Source organism: Neptuniibacter sp. QD37_6 (assembly GCF_047778085.1).
GTDB lineage: Bacteria > Pseudomonadota > Gammaproteobacteria > Pseudomonadales > Balneatricaceae > Neptuniibacter.
Genome location: NZ_CP180550.1, coordinates 1,007,378 through 1,032,975 on the forward strand (window position 1 = coordinate 1,007,378; position 25,598 = coordinate 1,032,975).

At 43.2% G+C, this 25,598-nt stretch carries 19 protein-coding genes; 7 read left to right on the plus strand and 12 right to left on the minus strand.

All coding sequences use genetic code 11. The features are described 5' to 3' along the window. The first annotated feature begins 54 nt into the window (after positions 1–54). Complete coding sequence (locus ACMXYO_RS04555) at positions 55–507, plus strand: HPP family protein (RefSeq protein WP_415887327.1); 453 nt, start codon at positions 55–57, stop codon at positions 505–507. Positions 508–513: 6 nt separating this feature from the next. Here the strand turns inward: ACMXYO_RS04555 and ACMXYO_RS04560 are convergent, their stop codons facing one another. The 9 genes from ACMXYO_RS04560 to ACMXYO_RS04600 form a co-directional block, all read right to left on the minus strand. After that, positions 514–3,180, minus strand: a complete 2,667-nt coding sequence (locus ACMXYO_RS04560) for an EAL domain-containing protein (protein WP_415887328.1) — start codon at positions 3,178–3,180, stop codon at positions 514–516. Positions 3,181–3,580: 400 nt separating this feature from the next. After that, positions 3,581–4,636: a DUF3549 family protein gene (locus tag ACMXYO_RS04565; RefSeq protein WP_415887329.1), complete on the minus strand. Its 1,056-nt coding sequence runs from the start codon at positions 4,634–4,636 to the stop codon at positions 3,581–3,583. Positions 4,637–4,738: 102 nt separating this feature from the next. Next, the gene (locus ACMXYO_RS04570; RefSeq protein ID WP_415887331.1) at positions 4,739–5,920 is read right to left on the minus strand and encodes a diguanylate cyclase domain-containing protein; all 1,182 of its coding nucleotides are present in this window, start codon (positions 5,918–5,920) and stop codon (positions 4,739–4,741) included. A 126-nt stretch (positions 5,921–6,046) separates the two neighbouring features. Continuing rightward, positions 6,047–6,286 (minus strand): hypothetical protein, encoded by a 240-nt coding sequence (locus ACMXYO_RS04575; RefSeq protein WP_415887332.1) that lies wholly within the window; start codon positions 6,284–6,286, stop codon positions 6,047–6,049. Then, positions 6,283–9,420, minus strand: coding sequence for an efflux RND transporter permease subunit (locus ACMXYO_RS04580; protein ID WP_415887333.1), 3,138 nt, complete (start codon positions 9,418–9,420; stop codon positions 6,283–6,285). The genes ACMXYO_RS04575 and ACMXYO_RS04580 overlap by 4 nt, the downstream gene beginning before the upstream one ends. A gap of 3 nt (positions 9,421–9,423) precedes the next feature. Next, the gene (locus ACMXYO_RS04585) at positions 9,424–10,512 is read right to left on the minus strand and encodes an efflux RND transporter periplasmic adaptor subunit (RefSeq protein ID WP_415887334.1); all 1,089 of its coding nucleotides are present in this window, start codon (positions 10,510–10,512) and stop codon (positions 9,424–9,426) included. Positions 10,513–10,704: 192 nt separating this feature from the next. Then, positions 10,705–11,985 carry a TolC family outer membrane protein gene (locus ACMXYO_RS04590; protein ID WP_415887335.1) on the minus strand — a complete coding sequence of 427 codons (1,281 nt, stop codon included), beginning with the start codon at positions 11,983–11,985 and terminating at the stop codon, positions 10,705–10,707. Between the two features lie 14 nt (positions 11,986–11,999). Then, positions 12,000–15,050, minus strand: a complete 3,051-nt coding sequence (locus ACMXYO_RS04595; protein ID WP_415887336.1) for an efflux RND transporter permease subunit — start codon at positions 15,048–15,050, stop codon at positions 12,000–12,002. A gap of 2 nt (positions 15,051–15,052) precedes the next feature. Further along, positions 15,053–16,135 carry an efflux RND transporter periplasmic adaptor subunit gene (locus ACMXYO_RS04600; RefSeq protein WP_415887337.1) on the minus strand — a complete coding sequence of 361 codons (1,083 nt, stop codon included), beginning with the start codon at positions 16,133–16,135 and terminating at the stop codon, positions 15,053–15,055. A gap of 194 nt (positions 16,136–16,329) precedes the next feature. Between ACMXYO_RS04600 and ACMXYO_RS04605 the strand changes: the two genes are divergently transcribed. Further along, on the plus strand, positions 16,330–16,947 hold the full coding sequence (locus tag ACMXYO_RS04605; RefSeq protein WP_415887338.1) for a LysE family translocator: 618 nt from the start codon (positions 16,330–16,332) through the stop codon (positions 16,945–16,947). Between the two features lie 203 nt (positions 16,948–17,150). After that, on the plus strand, positions 17,151–17,705 hold the full coding sequence (locus tag ACMXYO_RS04610) for a hypothetical protein (protein ID WP_415887339.1): 555 nt from the start codon (positions 17,151–17,153) through the stop codon (positions 17,703–17,705). A 79-nt stretch (positions 17,706–17,784) separates the two neighbouring features. Here the strand turns inward: ACMXYO_RS04610 and ACMXYO_RS04615 are convergent, their stop codons facing one another. Further along, the gene (locus tag ACMXYO_RS04615; protein WP_415887340.1) at positions 17,785–18,363 is read right to left on the minus strand and encodes a TetR/AcrR family transcriptional regulator; all 579 of its coding nucleotides are present in this window, start codon (positions 18,361–18,363) and stop codon (positions 17,785–17,787) included. Between the two features lie 164 nt (positions 18,364–18,527). Between ACMXYO_RS04615 and ACMXYO_RS04620 the strand changes: the two genes are divergently transcribed. Further along, positions 18,528–19,070 carry a carboxymuconolactone decarboxylase family protein gene (locus ACMXYO_RS04620; RefSeq protein ID WP_415887341.1) on the plus strand — a complete coding sequence of 181 codons (543 nt, stop codon included), beginning with the start codon at positions 18,528–18,530 and terminating at the stop codon, positions 19,068–19,070. Positions 19,071–19,121: 51 nt separating this feature from the next. Here the strand turns inward: ACMXYO_RS04620 and ACMXYO_RS04625 are convergent, their stop codons facing one another. Beyond that, entirely contained in the window at positions 19,122–19,637 is a 516-nt protein-coding gene (locus tag ACMXYO_RS04625) for a disulfide bond formation protein B (RefSeq protein WP_415887342.1), read from the minus strand. 151 nt (positions 19,638–19,788) lie between these two features. Beyond that, positions 19,789–20,976, minus strand: a complete 1,188-nt coding sequence (locus ACMXYO_RS04630) for a pyridoxal phosphate-dependent aminotransferase (RefSeq protein ID WP_415887343.1) — start codon at positions 20,974–20,976, stop codon at positions 19,789–19,791. Positions 20,977–21,263: 287 nt separating this feature from the next. Between ACMXYO_RS04630 and uvrB the strand changes: the two genes are divergently transcribed. The 3 genes from uvrB to ACMXYO_RS04645 all read left to right on the plus strand — a co-directional run bounded on the left by uvrB (position 21,264) and on the right by ACMXYO_RS04645 (position 25,594). Then, positions 21,264–23,288 (plus strand): excinuclease ABC subunit UvrB, encoded by a 2,025-nt coding sequence (uvrB, locus tag ACMXYO_RS04635; RefSeq protein ID WP_415887344.1) that lies wholly within the window; start codon positions 21,264–21,266, stop codon positions 23,286–23,288. A 111-nt stretch (positions 23,289–23,399) separates the two neighbouring features. After that, entirely contained in the window at positions 23,400–24,179 is a 780-nt protein-coding gene (locus ACMXYO_RS04640) for a FecR domain-containing protein (protein ID WP_415887345.1), read from the plus strand. Between the two features lie 113 nt (positions 24,180–24,292). Continuing rightward, the gene (locus ACMXYO_RS04645; RefSeq protein WP_415887346.1) at positions 24,293–25,594 is read left to right on the plus strand and encodes a surface lipoprotein assembly modifier; all 1,302 of its coding nucleotides are present in this window, start codon (positions 24,293–24,295) and stop codon (positions 25,592–25,594) included. Positions 25,595–25,598: the final 4 nt, after the last annotated feature.

Here is a 25,598-nt window from a genome sequence, read left to right on the forward strand (position 1 = left end):
CTGAACTACTTGCCACTTCTTTGGTGGAAAAGCTCACACATCTAAGAGGGTTATATGAAGCAAATTACCACATCCATAATGGCTGGGTTAGGAGCTGCTATAGCTATTGGCTTGCTAGCCTTAATTGAAACCTCATTTAAAGATATTGCGTTTTTAATGGCGCCATTTGGGGCCACAGCTGTATTAGTTTTTGGAGTACCGAATAGCCCTTTAGCTCAGCCTAAAAATGTGATCTTTGGGCATCTGTTGACTGCATTCATTGGTGTTTTCTTTAGTCAGTATTTTGAAGTGAGCCCATTAACCTTGGCCATTGCAACTGGCTTAGGTGTAAGTGCAATGTTGGTGAGTAAAACAACACATCCACCTGCGGGAGCAAATCCTATCTTGATTATGCTATCCAGCCAGGGGTGGGCCTTTCTGGTAACACCTGTTTTGATTGGTTCACTTGTGATTGTTCTAGTGGGGAAGGTTTTTCAGCAGGCGCAATCAAAATTGCAGCCTGCGTAATGATCACTAGCTACAGGTTTGTTTAACCTGCTTAGTTAGCATGGTTTCAAATACATCAGGTGTGACCGGTTTACTGAAGTAGTAACCTTGAGCCATATCGCAGCTTTTTTTCTGGAGCAGGTTCATCTGCTCTTGGGTTTCTACTCCTTCAGCGATAACTTTCAACCCAAGGCCGTGAGCCATATCGATGGTGGCGTAAACCAACTCTAAATCTGCAGGGTCGATAGAGATATCATTGATAAAACTGCGATCGATTTTCAGCGTATCGAACGGGTAACTTCTCAAGTAACTCAATGAGGAGTAACCAGTACCAAAATCATCCATGGATATGCTGACACCTTGCCCATTAAGTTTGGCTATAGCCTCATCAATATCTGCATGTTGCGCCATCAAGACGCCTTCAGTGATTTCTAATTCCAAATTAGAGCCAAGAATTTGATTAGTTGTCATTTCTTCAGTTATGTACTCGATCAGTTGTGGATCTCGAAACTGGCGCGGTGACAAGTTAATGGCGATCTTGAATTCAGGAAGTAGGGTTCTGATCCAGTTGCTACTTTGATGCATCGCTTCCTTCAGAACAAACTTGCCAATATTAACAATTAAGCCAGTGTTTTCTGCAACAGGAATAAATTCAGAAGGCGGGATACTACCTAACATTGGAGAGTTCCAACGTAACAATGCCTCTGCGCCAATAATGTTTTGCGTTTTCAGGTCGATTACTGGCTGATAAAGAACATGTAGTTCCTTACGATCAAGGGCATTATGTAACTGTTCTTCCAATAGCAAACGGCGTTCAGCACCAATATTCATCTCTTCAGTAAAATAATGGTAGCTATTTCGCCCTTGCGCTTTGGAGTGATACATCGCTGAGTCAGCATTTCGAAGGAGTTCAGCAGGACTTTTACCATCACTTGGGTAAACTGATATGCCAACACTCATCGTTAGCATAATCTCTCGGCCATCCACATGCAGTGCCTTGCGGAATTGGGATACGAGGTTTTGTGCTATGGGTTGTGCTTGTTCTGCATTATCAAGATGATTGAGTAATACAATAAATTCATCCCCACCTAAGCGACCAACAGTATCGGCGTCTCTTACTGATTGTTCTAGTCGCTTAGCCGCTTCTACAAGGATCTTATCACCAGTGGCATGCCCGAGGGTGTCATTGACCTTTTTGAAGTCGTCCATATCTAGGAATAATACAGCGACCGCGTGTTTATTACGCTTTGCCTCCAGTAACATGGTTTCTAGACGGTTTAGGGATAGAAAACGGTTTGGAAGGTTTGTTAGGCTATCAAAATGTGCTTGGTGGAGGATTTTTTCTTCTTGTGCTTTCTGCTGGGTAATATCCTGTTTTACAGCTAAATAGTGCTTAATTTGTCCTTCAGAATCGTATACAGGCGCAATGTGCGCTTGTTCCCAGAAAATTTCACCGTTTTTACGTTGGTTTTGGAATTCTCCACGCCATGCTTTTCCATGAATAAGGTGCTGCCATAATTCAGCGTAGCGACCGATCGGTGTGCGCCCTGATTTTAAAATTCTAGAATTCTGACCAAGAACCTCTTCCTTTTTGTACCCAGTTACTTTCTCAAAGGTCGAGTTTACGTACTCAATTTCACCATCCAGTGAAGTGATAACAACAGATACAGGGCTTTGTTCAATAGCTTGAGATAAGGTCAGAATATGTTCTTGAGCTTTACGCTCTTCCGTGATGTCTCGGCTAATACCCACTAACCCTTGTAGTTGGCCATCCGTATCCCAAAAGGGCATTTTAAGGGTATTTAATAATATCGGTTTACCTGACTGATCATCACTCCATTGTTCTTGGCTATCAGAAGAAAGATGCTTTATTACGCTCTTTTCTTCCTGTTCGTTCTTAACTGCTTGAGCTTCTACAAATAATTCGTAGTCCGTTCTGCCAGTAATTTCCGCTTCACTTTTGCCAGTAAATTTTTGGAATGCAGTATTACATCCAAGGTAATTTCCATGGGTATCTTTGATAAAAATATGGTCGGGTAAAGCATCAATTAAGCCTTTAAGAAGGCCACGCTCGCGGTTTAGGTTTTGTCTACTAATCAGAACTTCCCGTTCAGCTTCTCGCCTATCTTGCTGCCTGCGCAAAATCAGGCCAAGTAACATCGTACCAATAGGGTAAAAGGAAAGAAGCGTAGGGGCGATAGCAGCAATAATCTTGAAGCGTAGGTCTGCGGGCATAAACAGCATGAGCCCTAGTACGACTATTTGCACTGAAAGGCCGAGTAAGTATAGTCGCCACCAGTTGAGCGGTTGCTCATATTTCTCACTGAGGTAACGCCAGATTAATCCAATTCCGGCGGGCAATATGATTACTGCAGAGCCTACATACATTCCAGCACCGCCCTGAAAAATACGCAGACTTACTGCCATTACAACAGCTATGCAGGTTGGGACAATACCAAAGAAAAGTCCGCATAAACTGATTAGTACCCATCGGGCATCGAAGAAAACACCGGGTGTTAACTCCCAAGGGGTTAGCATGACTGCCATAGCAAGCAGCCCGACTAATACTCCAGAAACGCTGTCACGAAGTAATTGGTGTCGAATGTTTTGTAGACCAAGTGAGTCGTAGACGATCCCCATTGCGAGGAGTAGGGCAACGTTGTTAATTAGGCCAGTAAAACTAGAGGTTTCCATGAATACTAATTTTCTCTCACTACCTGGATGCTATAGGGGTAAACTTCGAAAAGAAGCCTATATTATATTAGCCTTAACGATTATACGGATATAAGAATTATTTTAGAAATATTAAAGTGTTAGAGCTAAGTAAAAATAGTGTTTTTCAGTTCCAATTCTTATGTCCAAAAGTCATGTATGTCTAGTCATAGACTATCAAGTGCTTCTAATACCACTCTAGAGAAGGTTAATAAGAACACCTTTGAGCATTGTCTAAAGTAGTCGTAAGTTCAGTATAGAAAGGAAATCAGACTCTGTAGTCTGATTTGTTGGTAGCTTTATGAAAAATAAAGAAAACTACCGAAAAGGAGAAGGGCCGAAACGTCTTTGATTCATGCAGACAGTTTCAGCCGTAGAATAGTTACTTGAAGTTGGTGCCGAACATTTCGCCAATAGCTTGGCTCAAGGTTTCGCTACGGTCTTCGTTACGGAATTGCATTAGGATAAGTGCACGTAGTGCTGGCATAAACATCAGGTCGGACAATACGCGAGAGAAGCCTGCTTGGCCTGCTTTACCTATTGCGAGCTTTTCTAAAAATAAGTGCAGTGTTGCTGGTTCTTGAAGTGCCTCATGGCAGCGAGTTGCAATCGAGACAATCACTTCTGCTTCTAAGGCATAATCACTCTGCAAGATCTTATTGATGGTCTCTTGTTTTCTAGGTGTATTGCGCGCATTTGAGATGCCACGGGTAATGGCTGCAATGTGATTTGCGCTAGCTGTTCCACGTTCTAAGGTTTGTTCGGCACGTAAGCTCAGGGCTTCAAATAGCTGGTGGTCCGGCTCGATGCTTTCTATGCAGGTACATAGCACTTCGAATGGCACATCGGGTAGAAGCGGAATGGCTTTAGTTAACAGTTTGCTGTTATTACTTTTCTCAAGGCGCACAACCAGATCAGCGATACCTTGATAACCTAGAGATTGCCAGTTATCAAAACCGATTTGACCTGCAAAATACTGTTCTGCATGTTCATAGTATTGTGAAGCAGGTTCGCTTGAGGCTAGCGTAGAATAGGCATGGAACAGAGCCATTTTTTCCTGATCAGGTTTGAATGAGAAAGGATTGTTTTTCAAAGCATCCTCTGGCATTTCACCTGTTTTTTCATGTTGTAGGATACCGCCGGCATTTTTAAGTAAACGGCTGAGAAGGTCATCCCGGACCGCTTGAATTAAAAAGCCTTGCTCATCCAAAGGTAACTTAAGAAACCACGCTGCGCCTTGTTCTTTATTTTTTGGATTCCAGATCATCAACGCTATCCATGCGTGTTGAAGATATGGATAAGGATAAGGTGTCTGTTGGTTCTCTATCTTCTCAAATTGCTCGGTTGAGAGTTTTTGTACACGACGGCCCATATCAAAGAAACGGACCTGACCGCCACTCTGGCGAAGAAGTTGAGATAGTGAAGAGATATCAGACATGATGGCCACCTTAAGAATCAGGCCCGCAATTTTAGCAGTTCTGAGTGGGGTATCAATATAGCCCAGAAGTGTTCATTCTTTCGTAAGGTGTAATGTTGATTACTAAATAATGTAAAACTGATTTTTGCCCATTTTCTTGGCTTGATACATTGCTTTATCTGCCAAGGTTATAGCTTCCTCTGCATTTATGTCTTCTAAAGCGTAGATATATAGACCGATGCTTGCAGAGATGTGAGTTATTTGTCCATCGACTATTAGCTCCTTGTTAATTATTTCTAAGAGCTTTTGAATTACAGCTATGGCTTGGGTTGAGGAGTCAATTTCAGACAAAATAAGTAAAAACTCATCCCCTCCTAAACGGCCTAACATGTCTGAACCTCTAATGACTTCGGAAATGCGATTTGAAATATTTTGAAGGCATTGATCGCCGATATCATGACCGTAGGTGTCATTAATCGGTTTAAAGTCATCAACATCAATAAATATAATGGCTGCCTTATGTTGTTTACGTTTTGCTGCTGCGAGCACAATCTCAAGCTGGTGAAGTAAAAATCTCCGATTAGGAAGTCCAGTTAGGTTATCGTGGCAGGCGAGGTGGTGAAGCTCTTGATTGGCAATCCTAATCAATTTGTTCTGCTTAGAGGTTGTAACCATGACATATAAGGCAAACATAAACCCTCCCAATATTATCAATACCATTCTGGTTATCAGTTCAGACAATACCTCGTCCATTTTGTGAGAAGAATCTTGCCAAACCTCTTCATTCTGCGCTTGTTGCAACGTGATAAATTGGTCCAGGAGGCCGGCAATAGTTGTTTTGTCTTTTAGTACTTTACTTAGTTCTAGGCGAAAGTCTTGAAAGCGATTATTAGTGAGTAGTTCTGTGAAAGTTCGTAATTCTGGGAATCGGTTTGCGGTTTGTTTATCTAGCTTGGCAATTATGTTCTGTTCGGGAGGATCTAGCTCAGTGTTTAATAGGGTTAAACGTGATTTGTGATATTCACTACCCTGACTATAAAACGTATTGAAGAGTTTTTTTCTTTCTTCAGGAGTTTCAAGTAATGTCATTTGCCAGAGAAGAATAGCTCTTTCTCGGACTGCTGCGCGCATTGCCATAGCGGCGCGTAGCTGTACGTCATTGTTGCTGTTGGCAGTGGTTAATTCGGCGCGTAAATTAGCATATTGTTGATAGGAAAAAACGGAAGTATAAATAAACGCCAGAAAGATAGCGCTGAAGCCAATCAGATAAAAAAAGAATCTAAAGCCTGATCCTCTATGTACCATGTCCTTTCGTCAGTCATATTGTGAATAACATCTAACAGTCTGGTTGATATTAATTTATTCGGGATTTAGGTGTGAATAGAGGGCTTGACCGAGTAAGCGGGGCTTACTCGGCTAATTATGTTTTTCTTATTCTTTACATTCACCGGCTACAACAAAGCTGACTTCAGCTTTTGCACAAGCAGAACAGCTGTTGGAATAGGTTTTAACTGTGCCATCAGCGTGATGACCGCAAGCAGGTGTGTAATCCATCGTGCACATCTGAGGTCTAGGTTCTTCGCAGACTAGAGCCCCTTCAGGCATTGATAGCTTGGATTGGCAGCCAGCTAGAAGTAGAGCTGCAAAGCCCGCGATTAAAATTTTCATCATAAAGAACTTCCTGATTGGGCATTGTCTGATGCAGATTTTCCTTTAACTTTTTCACGTAGTGTCTGCATCGCTACGAATAGGGCAGGAATAAAGAATATGCCGATCACTGTCGCTAGAAGCATACCGCCAAACACAACAAAACCAATCGATATACGACTTGCTGCGCCTGCGCCAGAAGCCGTTAGCAAAGGCATTACACCTAGGATGAAAGAGAATCCAGTCATTAGGACAGCACGATAACGCAGGTTTGCCGCTTCATTAGCTGCTTCAATAATTCCTTTGCCTTCTTCACGCAATTGCTTAGCAAATTCCACAATTAGAATGGCTGATTTACTAGCGAGGCCAATTAGCATAACCATACCAATCTGGGCATATAGATTGTTGGTTAAACCCGGAATCAGCCAAAGTGGCAGAATCGCGCCAAAAATTGCGACAGTAATAGATAACATGACTGCTACAGGAATGGTCCAGCTTTCATATTGTGCTACGAGGAATAGGTAAGCGAATAGAATAGCCAGCGAAATGATAATAATGACAAAACCGCCTGCTTCTTGCTCTTGCTGAGTACTACCTGTCCATTCTAGGACGTAACCATCAGGCAAAGTATCTTTAGCGAGCTGTTCCATAAGCTGGATACCATCACCCGTCGCTATACTTGGAGCAAGTGTAGCTGTTATAGCTGCAGAGCGTGATTGGTTATAACGAGTTAATGATTGTGGACCAAGCACCGGTTTGACTTCGACAAGTGCACTGATTGGGACTAAATGGCCTTGATTGCTTTTAACATTTAGGCTGTTTAGATCATCGATGTTGTCTCTAAATTCAGAATCTGCCTGCAGCATAACGCGGTAGTTGCGGCCGAAGATATTGAAATCGTTAACATACTGAGTTCCAAGTTGAGATTGTAAAGTCCCGAACAGGTCACTCATCGAAACACCTAAGGAGAGCGCTTTGTCTCTATCTACAATTAATTCCAATTGCGGAACATTTGCAGAATAGGTGGAGTAAACGCGGGCAAACTCAGCCTTCTGATTTGCTGCGAATATGAGTGAATTTGTCGCGCGAGCAAGGTCTTGAGGTGAGCCATTTTTCAGATCTAATAGGATTGCTTCTAGGCCTGCTGCGTTCCCCAAGCCTGGAATTGGCGGTGTAGGGAAGGCCATAATGTTGGCACCAGGGATCGCTGCTAACTTCTGATTGAGTTCTCTTAGAATTTTGTACCAGGCCATTTCCGGTGCAGTACGTTCATCCCAGTGGGAAAGCACTGGAATTGCTAGCGCAGCATTTGGTGCTGCACCACCTAAGATACTAAAGCCTTTAATGCCGATACGGTTTTCTACGCCTGGCTGTTCCTCAAGTATTTTGTCGATCTGCGCCACTATTTCGTCGGTACGGTTAAGTGAGGCTCCATCAGGTAGCTGGACGTTAACAAAGAAGGCACCATTATCTTCATAAGGAAGGAAGCCCGTAGGCGTGGTGCTGAACATGTGGTAGACACCACCACCCATAGCAGCCATCAGACCCATGCTTAACACTAGGCGTTTATTTAGAAAGTTAACTTTCTTTACATAGCCTCGACGTGTCCAGTCGATTAGCTGATTGAACTTTTTAAATACTCCGGTCGGTTCAGTAGCTGGTTTTAGAAGCAGCGAGCAAAGCGCAGGGGAGAGTGTCAAGGCATTTAGTGATGAGAAGCACACTGCTACAGAGATAGTAACCGCAAACTCGGTATACAATTTACCGGTAATACCTGGCATGAAGGCAACAGGTACAAATACTGCTAACAGTACTAGGGTTGTCGCGATCACTGGTCCGATAACTTCTTTCATCGAGACAGTGGTTGCTTCTTTGGCTGACAAGCCTTCTTGCATATGACGTTTGACGTTTTCAACGACAACGATTGCATCATCTACCACAATGCCGATTGCCAAGATTAGGGCAAATAGAGAGATGGTATTGATGCTAAAGCCAAGTACCGAAAGCACGGCAAAGGTTGCGATCAAAGATACTGGAATGGTAGCTGATGGAATCAGAGTAGCACGCCAATCTGCAAGGAATAGGAAGGTAACAAGTACGACCAAACCAAAGGTAATAAATAGGGTTTCTACCACCTCTTGTAGTGATGCTTTTACTGAAAGCGTGGTGTCATACAGAATGGCGTATTCCATATCATCAGGGAAACGCTCACTGAGACGTTCAAGCTCAGCATAGACATTATCAGCAACTTCAAGTGCGTTCGCACCTGGGCTTTGATAGATCGCAACAGTCGCTGCTGGGTTGCCATTCATAATTGAAGAGGCGCTGTAGCTTTGTGAACCTAGCTCTACCCTTGCCACATCACGTAGACGAACAGAAGCGCCGTTTTCGCCCGTGCGAAGGATAATATTCTCAAACTCTTCTACTGATTCTAAGCGGCCTTTAGCACGTAGGTTGTATTGGAACTGTTGATTTTGCGTAAGCGGTGGTTGACCAATAATACCTACGGACGCTTGGATATTTTGTTGAGAGATTGCGTTGCTGACGTCTTTAGGCGAAAGTCCTAGCGCCTTAAGGCGGTTAGGGTCTAACCACACTCGCATGCCGTAATCCATCGGGCTAAATTGCGACGCAGAGCCAACACCATTAATTCGCGCCAAAGCATCTTGTACATATAGCGTGGCGTAGTTACTTAAGAACAACTCTTCGTATGTGTTTTCAGGAGAATAGAGGTTAATTACCAGCAACATGTTAGTTGCTTGTTTCTTAGTAGTTACCCCTTGTCGAACCACTTCTTGAGGCAGTGATGCTTCAGCTAAAGCCACACGGTTTTGTACATTAATTGCCGCTTGGTCTGGGTCTGTACCTACAGCAAACGTGATATCTAGCGTATAACTACCGTCGTTGGCTGAGGTGGAAGACATATACAGCATATTGTCCACCCCATTGACTTGGGCTTCTATGGGGGTAGCTACTGCTTGCTCCACTACTTCAGCGTTAGCGCCAGGGTATTTCGCTTTTACCTGTACCTTTGGCGGCGTGATATCAGGGAACTGAGCGACGGGGAGACCGTAGATCGCCAAAGCACCGGCAATCATCAGCACAATAGAGATGACCAGAGCAAACTTAGGCCGATTAATAAAGAAGATCGAGAACATGGCTTACTCCACTACCGCATTAACTTGAATGCCAGGTTTAACCTTTTGTAAACCTTCGGTGATAATTAAATCACCTTCATCAAGGCCATTAAGTACTTGCCATCGACCTTCTACTTGCGGTCCCATTTCTACGCGAGTAACGGTTACTTTATCTTGTTGATCTACTTCGAGTACAAAATAACCATCACGGTCACGTTGCACGGCAGATTGTGGGATTTGAATACCTATTTCTGGTCGTTTCCTTTTGATTTCGACGTGCACGAACTCGCCTGGTAATAACAGGTATTTAGGGTTTTCGAAGCTCGCTCGTAGTGTGATTGTGTCAGTATTTGGATCAACCTCGGGGGAGATGAAATCGAACTGACCTTGTTGTTCGTACACGCTGCCATCGGACAATATTAGACGAGGTGCAACGGGAGGATTATCTAAGTCGATTCCTTTACGGCGCGCGTCTAGCATCAGCTTTTCACTGACTGCCATTTCGACATAGACCTCATCGATTTTAACTACTGTAGCTAGCACACCACTTTCAGGGCTGATCAAGTCGCCCACTGAAAAGTTCGCTTTACCGATACGACCACTAAACGGAGCTTTAATCTCGGTATAACTTAGGTTTAATTCTGCTTTCTTTAATCCTGCTTCTGCTTTTAAAACTTGTGCGTGGGATTGGTCGCGATCTGCTACAGCCTGGTCGAACTGGGATTGTGAAGCCGCCTTACGTTTGCGCAGCTGGCTTACTCGATTGAGATTGGTTTGTGCATTTTTTAATCCCGCTCTAGCAGAGGCGAGATCGGCTTCTGCTTGTTTCAGCGCGATTTCATAGTTTGCTTTTTCTACTTTAAACAACACTTGATCGGCTTCGACATCACGACCTTCAGTAAAAAGGCGATCTTCTAGAAAGCCAGATACACGCGCCAATAGGTTAACCCGCTGTGTTGCCTCAATACGGCCAACCAGTTTAAAGGTGGGGGTTAAATCCGATGTCTGTACCTTGTGTACTAATACGGCAGGTAAAGGTTTCTCGTTGGCATTTGCGGTTAGTGAAGTGGCAGCCAAAGCAGTTAGAAGAGTGGCTAAAATGATCTGTTTCAAAACAAGCTCCTTTGAGAAACGTTAATCCTAAGTACAAATCGGATTAAATTAGATGCGCTTTAATTAGATAGCAGCTTTTTGATGAATATAACTAACTATATCTATAAATAATGAATAGATTAAATATTCATTTACCCATACATCGTCTTAACGAATAACGGGTGCCTAAGCACCCGTTATTGTCATAGCTGCTTACTGCAACCAGCTATCGAGTTCGTTTATATCTTCAGGATTTAGAGTGCCTAACTGCTGCTTGAAGGTGATGAGGTTCTGTACAAAGTCGAAACGTGCATTAGCGTAATCGCGTTGAGCAGCATAAAGCTGTTGCTCCGCTTGCAGTACATCTACCACATTACGCGTACCTACTTTGTAACCCTCTTCAGTGGCTTCTAACGCTGTTTTACTCGATTTAATACTTTGATTAAGCGCTTGAACACTTAAAGCACCGGTACGGAGATTACGTAATAGGCTACGAGTCGTCTGAGTCACCTCGCGAAGTGTATCTTCACGGTTAAACTGGTTTTCAATTAAGCGCTGTTCTAGTTCGCGACTACGCGAGCTAACTGAGCCGCCGGAATAGATTGGCACTGACAGAGTTAAACCGATTGAAGATGTATCGGTACTGTTGTCACTGATAGCAGTGCCATTATCGTAATCATAACTAGCAGTCAGGTTTAGTGTTGGGTAGTGACCAGCACGACCTGCCTTTGCTGCTTGGCGTGCTGCTTCAGATGAGCGATCTGCAAGTTGAAGCGCCAAGTTGCCTTGCCAAGCTTTTTCTAACCAAGGTTGGGCTTGTACAGGAACCGGTTCTTCAATTGGGTACTTTTCAGACAGTTGACCAACGGTATCAAACCCTTGGCCTGTTAAGCGCTCTAAGGCTTCGTAACTATTTTCCAAATCACCTTCAGCGGCAATACGCGCCACGCGAGCATTGTCGTATGAAGCCTGCGCTTCTTGTACATCGGTATTGGCGATTAGGCCGACATCATATTGAGCATTGACTTGATCTAAGCGGCGTTTGATTGCGCGCTCTTGGGCTTCAGATGTTTGTAGATCACTTTTCGCCCTTAGCACGCCAAGGTAAGCTTCTACGGTACGGTTGATCAGGGTTTGCTGTTCCAGTTCAAACTGCAGTGCAGCTTGTTCAGAGATCACTTGGCCTTGTTTAAAGGTAAACCAAGCCGCAGCATTAAATACCGGTTGGCTTAGGGATAGGGTATAGCCATGGTTATTATAATCTGCTGTATCAGAATCAATTGTTGTTGTGTTGGCGCTCAAGTTCACATTCGGCAACAAGCTAGAACGATTTTGGATTTCGATCTCTTTGCCAGCGTTAAATGAAGCTTGCGCTGCTTTTAACTGTGGATCATTAGCCAAAGCGAGTTGGTAGATATCTACTAATTCACCTGCAGAAACGCTGCTGACAGCTAGAGAAAGGCATGAAACCTGAAAAAGCTGCTTTATATTCATAAACTTAAATATCCTTAAACTTGTTCTGGCTGAACTTCCTTGAAAGTTCGCTTACCTAAGTAACTATATACGGTAGGAATGACAAAAAGGGTCAATAACGTTCCGAATGTCATACCGCCAACAATAACCCAGCCGATCTGATGACGTGATTCAGCACCTGCGCCCATAGCTATAGCCAAAGGAACAGCACCTAATACTGTTGCGCCCGTGGTCATCAGTATAGGGCGTAAACGCAAAGATGCTGCTTCTATGATTGCGCTGCGTAGGTCTCGCCCTTGATCTTGAAGCTGATTTGCAAACTCTACGATCAGAATACCATGTTTGGTTACCAGTCCAACAAGGGTAATCAAACCAATCTGACTGTATACGCTGAGAGAGCCACCACTGAAATGTAGCGCGAATAGCGCACCAAACACGGCAGGTGGAACCGATAGCATAATAATCATTGGGTTTTTAAAGCTTTCGAACTGAGCTGCCAGCACTAGGAATACGACAATCAATGCCAGCACAAACGTCACTTGCATACTACTGCTAGACTGTTTGAACTCACGGGAAGGCCCTGTGTAATCGTAGGTTGCTTGCGGCGCGATCTCTTGCAGGCCTTGTTCAAGGAAGTTGAGCGCTTCACCCAGACTATAGCCTGGAGCGAGCTGAGTTTGTATTTTAACCGCCTTTACTTTATCGAAGTGGTTGAGTTCACGTGGCGCAACGGTTTCACGTAGTTCAACAAGGTTGGAGAACTGAACCATCTCACCGTTTTGATTGCGCATGTATAGATCGGTTAAGTCGCTTGGATCACGGCGCTGCTGATCATCAACTTTTACAATAACTTCATATTGCTCACCGGCACGTTTAAAGCGAGTGACCTCTCGGCCAGCCATGTAACTTTCTAGGGTTCTACCTAGATCAGCGACATCAACAGACATTTCGGATAACTTATCGCGTTTCACATCGATCTGGAATTCCGGCTTATTCAGCTTGAGGTCGGAATCCGGTTGGGCAAAGCCTTTGTTGCTATAAATCTTTGCCATTAGCTGATCGGTGATCACTTTCAGGTCATCATAAGTGCCATTGGTCTTAACAATGAACTCTACAGGACGCGAGATAAAGCTCTGACCTAGAGACGGTAAATTAAGAGAGAAACTCATAATCCCTGGGATACCGCCGTATAGCTTCGGCGTTTGTTCTTGGCCAATTGCTTGCTGTTTACGATCACGATCTTCCCAACGTTCTAAGCCTTGGAACACCATGGCATTAGTTTCAGACGGGAATCCGACCACCGCAAAGTAACGGACTGTTTCTGGGGTTTGGCTGATAGTAGCTTCGATTTGGCGTGTATAACGATCAATATAATCGACGGATGAGCCATCTGGAGCGATAGCAAAGTTTAGAATCGTACCTCTATCTTCATAGGGTGCCAGTTCTTGAGGCAGCTGAGTATAAAAGTAAGCTGCGCCACCAAAACTTGCCACCATAATGATGATCGCAAGTAGCCGAGAGCTAAGCAGTTTATTCAGTAACGCCTGGTAGCGATTAGTGATTCCCTGAAGGAAGCTTTCAATCAGATTAAAAATAGCACTGTGTCGAGTTTCATGTTTAAGCAGTCGTGAAGCCATCATTGGTGATAAAGTCAAAGCCACAAAGGTTGAAACGACTACAGCACCTGCAAGGGTCAGAGCAAATTCGGTAAAGAGCTTGCCTGTTCGGCCTTCGGAAAAAGCAACTGGCGCGAATACTGCGACTAGCACTACTGTTGTTGCTAATACAGCAAATCCAATCTCTTTCGCACCTTTAAATGCAGCTTGTATTGGGCTCTCTCCCGCTTCTACGTGTCGATAGATGTTTTCTAGCATTACGATGGCATCATCCACAACCAAACCGATCGCTAAGACCAGTGCGAGTAAGGTCAAGGTGTTAATACTGAAATCCATCCAGTACATCATCGCAAATGCACCTACCAACGAGAGTGGGATAGTAACGACCGGAATCAGTGTGGCTCGGATATTACGAAGGAAGAAAAACAGCACTAGCACAACCAAAATGCCTGCTTGGATCAGCGTGGTATATACCGATTGAATTGACTCATCGATAAAGACCGAAGAGTCATAAGCCACCTCAACATTCATGCCTTCAGGTAATGTCGGGCGTAGCTTGTCTAATTTGTCACGAATACCAGAAGATACATCTAGCGGGTTAGCTGTGGATTGTTTTACTACACCCAATGCAACCGCGCTCTCACCTTTATAACGTGTGATACGTCTAACGTTCTCTGGTGCGATTTCAACCCTTGCTACATCTTGAATACGAACTGGATAGCCTTCTTCATTGCGAATAATGAGTTGTTTAAAGGCTTCTATATCGTTAACGTCAGTTCTGGCAAGTAGTGTAAATTCACGCTCTTTACTTTCAATTCGTCCAGCCGGAATCTCAATGTTCTGGCGACTTAGCGTTTCCTCAATATCTTTAGGAATAACCTTTAACGCAGCCATACGTGCAGGGTTAAGCCAGATACGCATCGCATATTTACGTTCACCAAAGATAATAACGTTGGCCACACCAGAGACGGTTTGTAGCTGATCTTTGACCTGTTGGTCAGCGATATCGGATACTTCCATGATGTTATGGCGATCAGAGTTGAATGCGAGCCAGATAATAGGTTGCGCATCAGCTTCTGTTTTCGCAACTACCGGTGGATCCACATCATCCGGTAGTTGGCCGATAACGCGACTGACTCTATCTCGAACATCTGCTGCTGCAGAATCAGGATCACGATCTATTTTGAACGTGATACTGATCTGTGAATTTTCTGTTCGGCTAATCGAGTTCATAAAGTCGATACCCTCAATACCAGAGAGGGAATCTTCTATGATCTGAGTAACCTGGGTTTCGATAATCGATGCACTTGCGCCGGGGTAGGTGGTTTCAACTGTAATCACCGGTAGATCGATTTTTGGGTACTCTCGAACGGTTAACCGATCATAAGCAAGTAGGCCTACCAGTAGGACTAGTATGCTCATTACCGTCGCTAATACGGGGCGTTTAATACTGATTTCAGACAGAATCATAATTATTTATCCTGTCCTTCAGTTTTACCTTTCTGAGGCTGTGCTTCTTCTTGGGCTGGTTCAGCCTTAGCTGGCTGTGTGCCATCGGTAAAGATCGGTGTTACAGGCATGCCTGGGAACAGTTTAATTTGTCCCGCAGTAATCAAAACCGAACCTTCTTTAAGGCCTGAGATGATTTGTACAATACCCGGACGGCGTTGTCCCAAAGTAACTGGGGCCATTGCTACTTTACCTTCTTGAACTGTCATCACGAAAAAGCCGCCATCTTTAGGAATGATCGCTTGTTCTGGAATAACTACAGTTGTTTGTTGGTCAACTAGTAGGTCTACTTGTGCAAAAAGGCCTGGGCGCAATTTGCCTTCAGTATTTGGAATTTGCGCACGCACCTGAATGTTGTGGGCGCTGCTGTCAGAGCTTGGAGACACAGCGTATACCTCACCAGCGATTTGTTCGCCCGGTAACGCATCAACTTTGATGTTAAGTTGACGGCCCGGCTGTAGCTCGGATAGATAAATCTCAGGCACACGGAAATCTAACTTCATTGTGCTTAAATCAGTAAGCTCTACTAGGTCTTCACCCTGATTGACATAATCGCCAGGGCTTACCAAACGTAAGCCTGTAAAACCGGTAAAGGGAGCGTTTAAGGTCATCTTATCTAAACGTGCTTGAGCTAAGGCCTCCTGAGCTTGGTCAACACGAAGCTGGGCCAAGCTGCTGTCACGTTCTTGTACAGAGCCGACTTTCTTCTTCAACAAGCTTCGAGCACGGTCATAATCTGTTCGGCTTAATTGGACACGTGCTTGTGCCTCTTTTAGCTCAGCCACATAAATGGAGCTATCTAGCTTAAATAGCGGGGTTCCTTGCTCTACTTGCTGACCTTCTTTAAAAAGAATTTTTTCTATACGACCGCCTTGTTCTGGACGAAGCATAATAGATTCATTGGCTTGGAGAGTACCAATGGCAGAGATCTTCTTATCCAGTGTTTGAGTTTTGACTGTCACTACCTCAGCAGGCATACCCTGAGCGTTGACTTGAAAAGCAGCCACACAAAGCATCATTACAGCCAGATAATTTTTCTTAAACATAGGAAGTCCGATCTTAGTCTTTAGAAGTAGGGAAAGCCTATTCTAAAGATCTGTTTTCAGTTAACAATGTAATAATGTGTAAAGAATTGAAAAGTAAAATTCGAGATTCGTGATGTATAGCGTTCAATTGCGTTTGATTGCTTTTAGCGCGTATGATCCTGACCAAGCTAAACATACTTAATCGGTGTTGCTAAATGATCTCACTCGAGTTTTTGATCACCTCTCTTATCGTAGTACTTATTCCCGGAACAGGTGTTTTATACACTGTGGCTACCGGGTTATTTATAGGTAAACGCGCAAGCTTGTTTGCGGCGTTAGGTTGTACGATCGGTATTGTGCCATCGCTTTTAGCAAGTATTTTAGGATTAGCTGCGATTTTCCATGCCAGCGCTATGGTCTTTCAGATTGTTAAATTTGTTGGTGTTGCCTATCTTTTGTATTTGGCATGGTCGATGTGGTGCTCATCGTCCTCTCTTGCATTAGATCATAAAGATAAAGAAGCTAAATATAGTGTTATTGCTATGAAAGGCTTTTTAATCAATATCTTAAATCCTAAGTTATCGATCTTCTTTCTCGCCTTTTTACCACAATTTGTCTCGCCTGAAGTTGGCTCGCCATTGATGAACATGTTTGTCTTGGGTCTTATCTTTATGCTGATGACTTTTGCGGTGTTTGTGATTTATGGCTTTTTAGCAGGGCGCTTTAGCGAATTTGTTGTGGGGTCTGAAAAAATTAGCCAGATGATGCAAAAGATTTTTGCCGGCAGTTTTGCTCTGCTAGGTATGAAGTTAGCGTTTAGTGAAAGGGGTTAAACGTTAATCAGTTCAGCTACTAATTATTTAAGATTTACTGATTTATCAGTGGGTTTTGTAGTTATGTGATATTGAAAATAAGTATTTCATTTAAGCTCTCTGCAGGGTATGTTTCCCCTGTTCAAAATAGATTAATCTACCAATGTATTGAAGTAATACATTTAGGGAAATGTTATTCGATTCAAAATATATAAGGAAGTAAAATGAACTATAAAGCCCCATTAATTGCCTTGTTATGTGTAACTATGTCTGCGTGTTCAACCTATACCCCTCAGAGGTATAGTATCTCAGCAGATAATAATGTGGCGTTGAAAGCAATTGAGGCTGGAAATATTCACGTGGGTGCTTTTCAGGGGGCAGCTGAATTTAATAATGCGTGTAGAGCGGCAGGACCGATTGCACCGCCGGACGGTATGAGCTTTGAGGCTTATATTCAAAAGGCATTAGCTGATGAATTGAAAGTAGCTGGTATGTATGATCCAGAAAATCCTGAAGTTGTTTTGACTGGGGTTTTGGAAAAGTTAAGTTTTTCTTCTTCTCGAGGATTGACTGGAGGCACTTGGAATATTGATTTGCGAGTAACTTCATCAAATGGTGAATCTACCTTTGTTTCTGAAGAGTATCAGTTTGAAAGTGGCTTTATCGCAGATACAGCATGCAAACAGACCGCTGAAGCTTATTTTCCCGCTGTACAAAATCTAATCGGGAAGTTAGTTAAATCACCAGATTTTAGAAAAATGGTAGCAGCTAGCATCTAAGTCGGAAGTAAGGACTTATCTATACTTAAAAAAGCCCCTTGGTTATTGAAACCAAGGGGCTTTTTTTAAGATATAGTATTCAGTTTAAACAACTAAATGCATCTTCTATCAGGCCTTTAATCTCAGCTTGATTATTAGCTCTTGAGTAAGAGCGAATTCCGATCAGTTGCATTTGTAAGAACCGAGCAAGGCGGTTAGCATCTTGTTGAGTTTCTAACTCACCTTGCTGCTTAGCTTGGTCTAGTAAGCGCGCAAATGCATTTTCCATTACCTTCATCAATCTCCGTGCTTCCTCTAGGGACTCTTTATTTTCGGTGCTGAGCTCTGAGATGGTTTTTACCAGCATACACATCTCATTCGGACGGTTTTGATTGTTATCGAGCGCAGACTTAAAAATGAACTCTTTTAGAGCCAACAGGGGGGATGATTGTGCCTCTTCGAAGCTTTCCAGTCGCTTCAGCATTGCATCGGTATAGTAATTTAGAGTTTCTTTAAATAGCCCTTCCTTACTACCAAAGCATGCGTAAATACTACCGGGGCGCATGTCTATACACTCTTGGATATTACGCATTGAAGTAGCATGGAATCCTTTTTCCCAAAACAGATGTGTAGCCTTTTGAATCACCTGTTCACGATCATATTTGATGGTATTAACCATAGAAATTTAACTTTTTGAACATTTGTTCATATTTTATCTTGAACAAGTGTTCAGTTCTAGTTATGGTTTTAAGTGTGAACAGTTGTTCAAATATGGCTGGCTTGATCTGTTTTTGTGGGGAAAGCGTTCTAGCGAAGGCTAATTGATTAGTAAATGGAGATATGATGAGTAAATTTAAATTGCATTCGATGGAATCAGCCCCTCAAGGGACTAAAGCTCTGTTTGAAAACTCGTTGAAAAATTTTGGCATGATTCCAAATCTACATGCTGTGTTAGGTGAAGAGCCTGTTGTGCTGGAAGCCTATCAGCAGTTACATACTTTGTTTCAACAAACAGACTTTAATGCAGCTGAGCTAACAGTCGTTTGGCAGACGATTAATGTTGAACACGGTTGCGAGTATTGTGTGCCAGCGCATAGCTTGATTGCCGACATGATGAAAGTGGATCCTGCTGTCAATGAGGCGTTAAGAAACAAAACAGCTCTACCTACGCAAAAATTACAAGTCTTGCATGACACAACATTGGCTATTGTTCGTGAGAGGGGGCGTATATCTGATGAGCAGCTTGATGCTTTCTTCGCAGCTGGTTATGAGCAAAAGCATCTACTTGGGATAATTTTGGGATTGTCGCAAAAGGTGATGAGTAACTATGTAAATTACATAGCGCAGACTCCTTTAGACGAGAAATTCCAAGCTTACGCTGAGTAGGAATAAAAAGGCGAACACGTTTGAGTGTTCGCCTTTTTAATAATTAGTAATTTAGCTAGATCGGGCTGATCTAAACTGCAGCACGAAGAAAACGGCTGCTGTTGCTGCCAATAGTGCAGAAAATACCATTAAGCCTTCTGCCATAGTGATACCGAAAAGCAGTTCAGGGGTATAGCCGCAAGGCTCCCAAGGAGCAAAAAACGATGGGATCCATTGATCAAGTGCAAACCAGTTAGGTAGACCGCTGTCCATACTGCAGCTATCCACTATCCAGTTACGTTCTACCGCTAGGGTTTTCCAGGAGCGCTCTACGAGACCGATTCCGACAACGAGTGTTAGCAAGTGGTTTAGTTTACTCAGGCATCCATGTTTACGTGTAAACAGACCGAATATTGCTACGATAATCAGAGCGAAAAGCCAGATGCGAATATGGATGCACAAGACACAAGGGTAGTAGTCCAAAGCGTATTGATAATAGAGGGCTACTGCCTCCATGCTGACGCCGATGAAAATTAAACTCAGCCAGAAAAAAGTAGAACGGCTAAGGCAAGTTAATTTGTCCAACATTAACGAGTCTCCCAAACAGTGAACAAATATCTGAGTCACTTCAGATGATAAGGTTCAAGTTCTTACTAAGAAAAGTACAGATATCAATAAATTTTCATTGGGCAGAAAAAAACCGAGCGCTGAGGCTCGGTTTTTTAAATCCAGAGTTCGCTTAAACTTCTAATGCTTTGCGGATACGACCCAATGCATCTTCTAGTACTTCCATGCTTGTTGCGAAAGATAGGCGCATGTTTCCTGGTGCACCAAAGGCTGAGCCAGGTACAAGCGCAACGCCTGCTTCATTAAGAAGGAACTCAGCCAATTCAATGTCGTTAGCAAAACGATCATCGTTATCGATCACTTCTTGGAAGCTTGGGAATGCGTAGAACGTACCATCAGCAGGGATGCAGCTAACGCCATTGATATTGTTTAGTGTGTTAACAACATATTCGTGGCGTGCTTTAAATGCTACAACCATCTCAGCTACACAATCTTGAGAGCCTTCAAGTGCTGCTTGTGCTGCAACTTGTGCAATGGAAGTTGGGTTAGATGTACTCTGAGATTGGATCTTCTTCATTGCGCCAATCAATGCAAGTGGGCCAGCAGCATAGCCGATACGCCAACCTGTCATAGAGTATGCTTTGGATACACCGTTTAGAACAATAGTGCGCTCGTAAAGTTCTGGGCAAGCGTTAAGGATGTTTACGAATGGCTCATCGTTAAAACGGATGTGCTCATACATATCATCAGTCGCAACCAAAACTTGCGGGTGTTTAAGAAGTACTTCAGCTAGCGCTTTCAATTCTTCCAAAGTGTAAGCAACACCTGTTGGGTTTGAAGGGCTGTTTAGTACGACTAAACGTGTCTTATCTGTAATTGCTGCTTCTAGTTGCTCAGCAGTCATCTTGAAGCGTTGTTCCTGAGTTGTCGTTACAATCACAGGGACAGCATCCGCCATTTTTACCATGTCTGGGTAAGATACCCAGTACGGTGCTGGTACGATGACTTCATCACCTTCATTTAGCAGGGCTAAAGATAGGTTAAAGAAGCTTTGCTTACCGCCACAAGAAACAAGAATCTGGTTGGCAGCATATTCAAGACCGTTATCACTCTTGAATTTGTTAATAATGGCTGTCTTTAATGCCGGTGTACCATCTACAGCGGTGTATTTTGTGAAACCTTCATTCAACGCCTGGATGGCAGCCTGTTTGATATGATCCGGAGTATCAAAATCGGGCTCGCCAGCGCCCAGGCCAATAATGTTCTTACCTGCCGCGCGCAGTTCAGCTGCACGGTTAGTAACCGCCAGCGTTGGAGAAGGTTTGATGTTGTTGACGCGGTCTGAAAGTTGAACGTTCAAGCCTAAGTTCCTCGATAAGAATATCTGCAGTGCAGATACCGACATTAATCAGCAGAAATCCCGCTTTAAATATTGTGTTAGCAGGGAGTTTCCAAACCCGCACATGATACAGCAAACAATAGCCCGCATGAATCCTGTTTGGGCGAAAAAATACCTTTTCAGTTCAATAAATTGATTAAAGGAAACTTTTTTCTCTTAAGAGCGGTCTTTTTAATACGTATTTATGCAAGTAAAAGTAGCAGCTGCTGAGATATAATGCTCAGCTTTGCTCGAAATTGGGTCGCAGAATGAAAGAACGATTTAAAGTCCACTCGAAGTTTACGCCCGCAGGCGATCAACCACAGGCCATTAAAGAGTTAGTTGATGGCATTGATAGTGGTTTAGCCTCACAAACTCTTTTGGGTGTAACGGGCTCAGGTAAAACGTTCACTATTGCGAATGTGATTGCTCAAGTTCAGCGACCTACCATTATTATGGCCCACAATAAGACTTTGGCTGCTCAGTTATACGGGGAGTTTAAAGAGTTCTTTCCAGATAATTCGGTTGAGTATTTCGTATCTTATTACGATTACTATCAACCGGAGGCCTATGTGCCTTCTTCTGATACCTTCATCGAGAAAGATGCATCGATAAATGACCATATCGAGCAGATGCGTCTGTCCGCGACCAAAGCGTTGTTGGAACGCGATGATGCCATCATTGTGGCGACTGTTTCTGCGATCTATGGTTTGGGTGACCCAAAATCATATCTAGGCATGATGCTTCATGTAGATCGCGGTGAAATTATTGATCAACGAGCGATTTTGCGTCGCCTAGCAGAGTTACAATACACACGTAATGATGTTGAACTTCATCGTGGTAATTACCGTGTACGTGGTGATGTCATCGATATTTTTCCGGCGGAATCGGAGAAAGAAGCGGTTCGCATTGAATTGTTCGATGAAGAGATCGAAGAGATTAGTTACTTCGATCCTTTAACGGGGGAAGTATTGCGCCGTGTCCCACGGGCAACGATTTACCCTAAGAGCCATTATGTAACGCCTCGGGAAACACTGTTGGCGGCTGTGGATAAAATTAAAGATGAGCTTCGTGAGCGTCTTGAACAGTTGCGTGAGAACAATAAGTTAGTTGAAGCCCAACGATTAGAACAGCGTACTCTCTATGATATGGAGATGATCATGGAATTGGGTTACTGCTCGGGGATCGAAAACTACTCACGTTATCTATCGGGTCGTAATTCTGGCGCGGCACCGCCGACCTTGTTTGATTACCTTCCCGATAATGCCTTGCTGGTCTTGGATGAATCCCACGTTACTGTGCCACAGATTGGCGCTATGTACCGTGGCGACCGCTCACGTAAAGAGACATTGGTGGAGTTTGGCTTCCGTTTACCTTCTGCATTGGATAACCGTCCGATGAAGTTTGAAGAGTGGGAGCGTGAATCGCCGCAGATGATTTTTGTCTCGGCAACACCGAGTAAGTATGAGGCTGAAAATCAGCAGCAGGTGGTTGAACAAGTAGTTCGTCCAACTGGGCTAGTCGATCCAGTGGTTGAGGTGCGCCCAGCGTCAACGCAGGTGGATGACCTACTTTCTGAAATACGGTTAACGGTAGCGAAGAAAGAGCGCGTGGTAGTGACCGTGTTAACCAAACGTATGGCGGAAGATCTCACCGAATATTTGGATGAACACGATGTTCGGGTACGTTATCTACATTCTGATATAGACACAGTTGAGCGTGTCGAAATTATCCGTGATCTACGTATCGGTGAATTCGATGTGCTTGTCGGCATCAACTTGCTTCGTGAAGGTATCGATATGCCAGAGGTGTCTTTGGTAACAATCTTAGATGCGGATAAGGAAGGTTTCCTACGCTCAGAAACTTCGATGATTCAGACAATCGGTCGTGCCGCGCGTAATGTCAACGGGAGGGCTATTTTGTATGCCGATAAGATTACCGGTTCGATGCAACGCTCTATGGATGAAACCGAACGTCGTCGCCAAAAGCAGATCGCCTTTAACGAAGCGAATGGGATTGTGCCGAGAAGTATCAGTAAATCGGTGGCTGATATTATGGAAGGTGCGAGTACCGTACCTGGCCGTAAGGCTTCTCGTACCGCCAAAAAGGTCGCCGAGCAGGCTGCTGAATATCAAGTGGGTGAAGCAGCGCAGTTATCACCAAAAGAGCTATCTAAAGCGATTACTAAGATCGAAGACAAAATGTATGAAGCGGCGAAAAATCTGGAATTTGAGTTGGCTGCTAAATATAGAGACGAGCTACAAACACTGAAACAGCATACTTTTGTTAACTAATATAGATGCAGGATTGAAGTTTTATTATTTGGATAAAGCTTGGCTACACTGATTACAAAACTGACTGTTGGTTGGAAAACAAGCTTGAAGTTTATAAATGGAGTTAGATCTATGACTAAGTGGCTACTGCAAATAGTTGTTGCTGTTGTGTTTTCGCCAAGCGCAATGTCTGCAGAAAAAGCTGGGCACGTACTGTTAAGTGTGGGTAGCAATACAGCTCAGTTGCCTAAGAGCGATGTTAGGCTGTTGAAGCGGAAATCTGAAATTTACTCTCTTGATAGCATTGCTACTGGACCTAACGGACGCTTGCAGATTCGTTTTACGGATGGATCACGCCTCTCTTTACGCCCTGATACCTTCTTTAACGTTGAAGAATATCGTTTCAGCAAAAACAAACCAGAAGATGGAAAATCGGTTTATCGCCTATTAAAAGGTGGTTTGAGAACTTTGACGGGTGCTATCAGTGATAACAACAAAGAAAACTATCAAGTTCACACTCCTATAGCGACCATAGGTGTTAGAGGGACTCACTACACCCTGTTTTATTGTGATAAAACCTGCCAAGAAACAACCAGGGCGCAAATGGGTCTATATGGATATGTTTTAGAGGGTAAAATTGTTGTTGGCAATAAATCGATTAAAGCTCCTATTCAGATGGGGCGTTATTTCTTTCTTGGTGGAGATGGTAGTAATTTAAAAATACGCCAACCCCCCTTCAAACTGTTTGAATTACTCCAAGATCTGGGACCTGATTTAATGTCAGGATCAGAGGGGAATCAGATTCCAGCATTAGATGCGAATGAGAGACTGAATTTGAATCTAGATGTTGCGCCTAAACAAGGCGGAGCTAACGCTCCTTCGCCAAATCGTGGCCCAAATATTTACCCTTAATTGATTCTATATACTAAATTCTTACGAATAGTGTGGACATGAGATGGCACTATTCCCAAAACATTGATAATGTTTGAATTTTTATATCCTCTTAAGCTGGGAGAGAGTTAAGAGTGAGCAAATTACATAAGTATTTGGCTGCGAGTCTATACTGCATTACTTCATTAGTAATGGCTGACACAGTAACTAATCTGAAAAATTTAGTTGACCAAGGTAAGTATGATCAAGCCTACCAGTTGGCTTTGACTCATCTTGATGGGTTGGAAGGTGATCCTGCTTTCGATATGCAATACGGTGTTGCTGCGATCGATAGCAAGCGTGTCAGTGAAGGTGTATTTGCCCTTGAGCGAGTCATCTTTTTAGAACCTAATAATTCCTTAGCTAAATTGGAATTAGCGCGAGGTTATTACCTTTTAAACCAGTTTGAAAAAGCGAAACAGCTATTTCTACAAGTTAAAAAGGTTAATCCGCCAATAGTTGTCGCTAATCGTATTGATCAATATCTCTCCCTGATCGATAAGAAAACGACCGTTCCTCCAACAAAATTTACCAGCTTTGTAGAAGTATGGGCTGGTTATGATAGTAATTTAAACGCTGGCCCTGATGATCAAACTAATGTGGTTATTTTAAGTAATGATGCTCTAGGTAAAGATGACCAGTTTAATCAGGTTCGTCTTGGAAGTTTTATAGAGCATGCTTATAGCCCTGATAATACCCTGTTATTTGGGGCGCAAGCTGATATGCGTTTCTATCACGCGGAAGATGAGCAGGATTATAAGAATATCAGTTTAAGCGCTGGGCACCTTTGGAAAATGGATGACCAACAGTTTCAAATTAACTTCTCATTCCAAAAATACCTGTTAGATCGTAAACAGTATCGCGATATGTTTAGTGTGAATGGTCAGTGGAGTAAACAAGTTAGCCGAAATTCAGTTGCTAAATTCTTCGTTGGTGCTAATTCACTTGTTTATGATGAATCAGATTGGAAAGATGCTTTACAGCTAAATGCAGGCGTTAATTACCTTTATGCTGGCACCGGAGCGTGGAACCCACTGTATTTTGTGGGTGGCTTTATTGGTAATGAAACACCGGATGAATCTAATATTCTGTCGGATGGACAGGTAGATCGAGTCTTTTGGGGTGGCAATGTTGGAGTTCAACTAAGCCCTCTTGAAAATCTGAAATTTACACCCTCAATTACTTACCAAGATAGTGAATATGCGGGTAATGATTGGATCTATGCTGTGAAGCGCCATGATAAATATATGTTAGCTAATCTAAACGCAGAGTGGATTATAGGTCCTTCTTGGGTTGTGTTAGGGAACTACAGCTATACAAAATCCGATTCAAATATTGAGCTTTACGAGTATGACCGTCAGCAGGTTATGCTTGGGCTACGCTATAACTTCAATTGAGGTG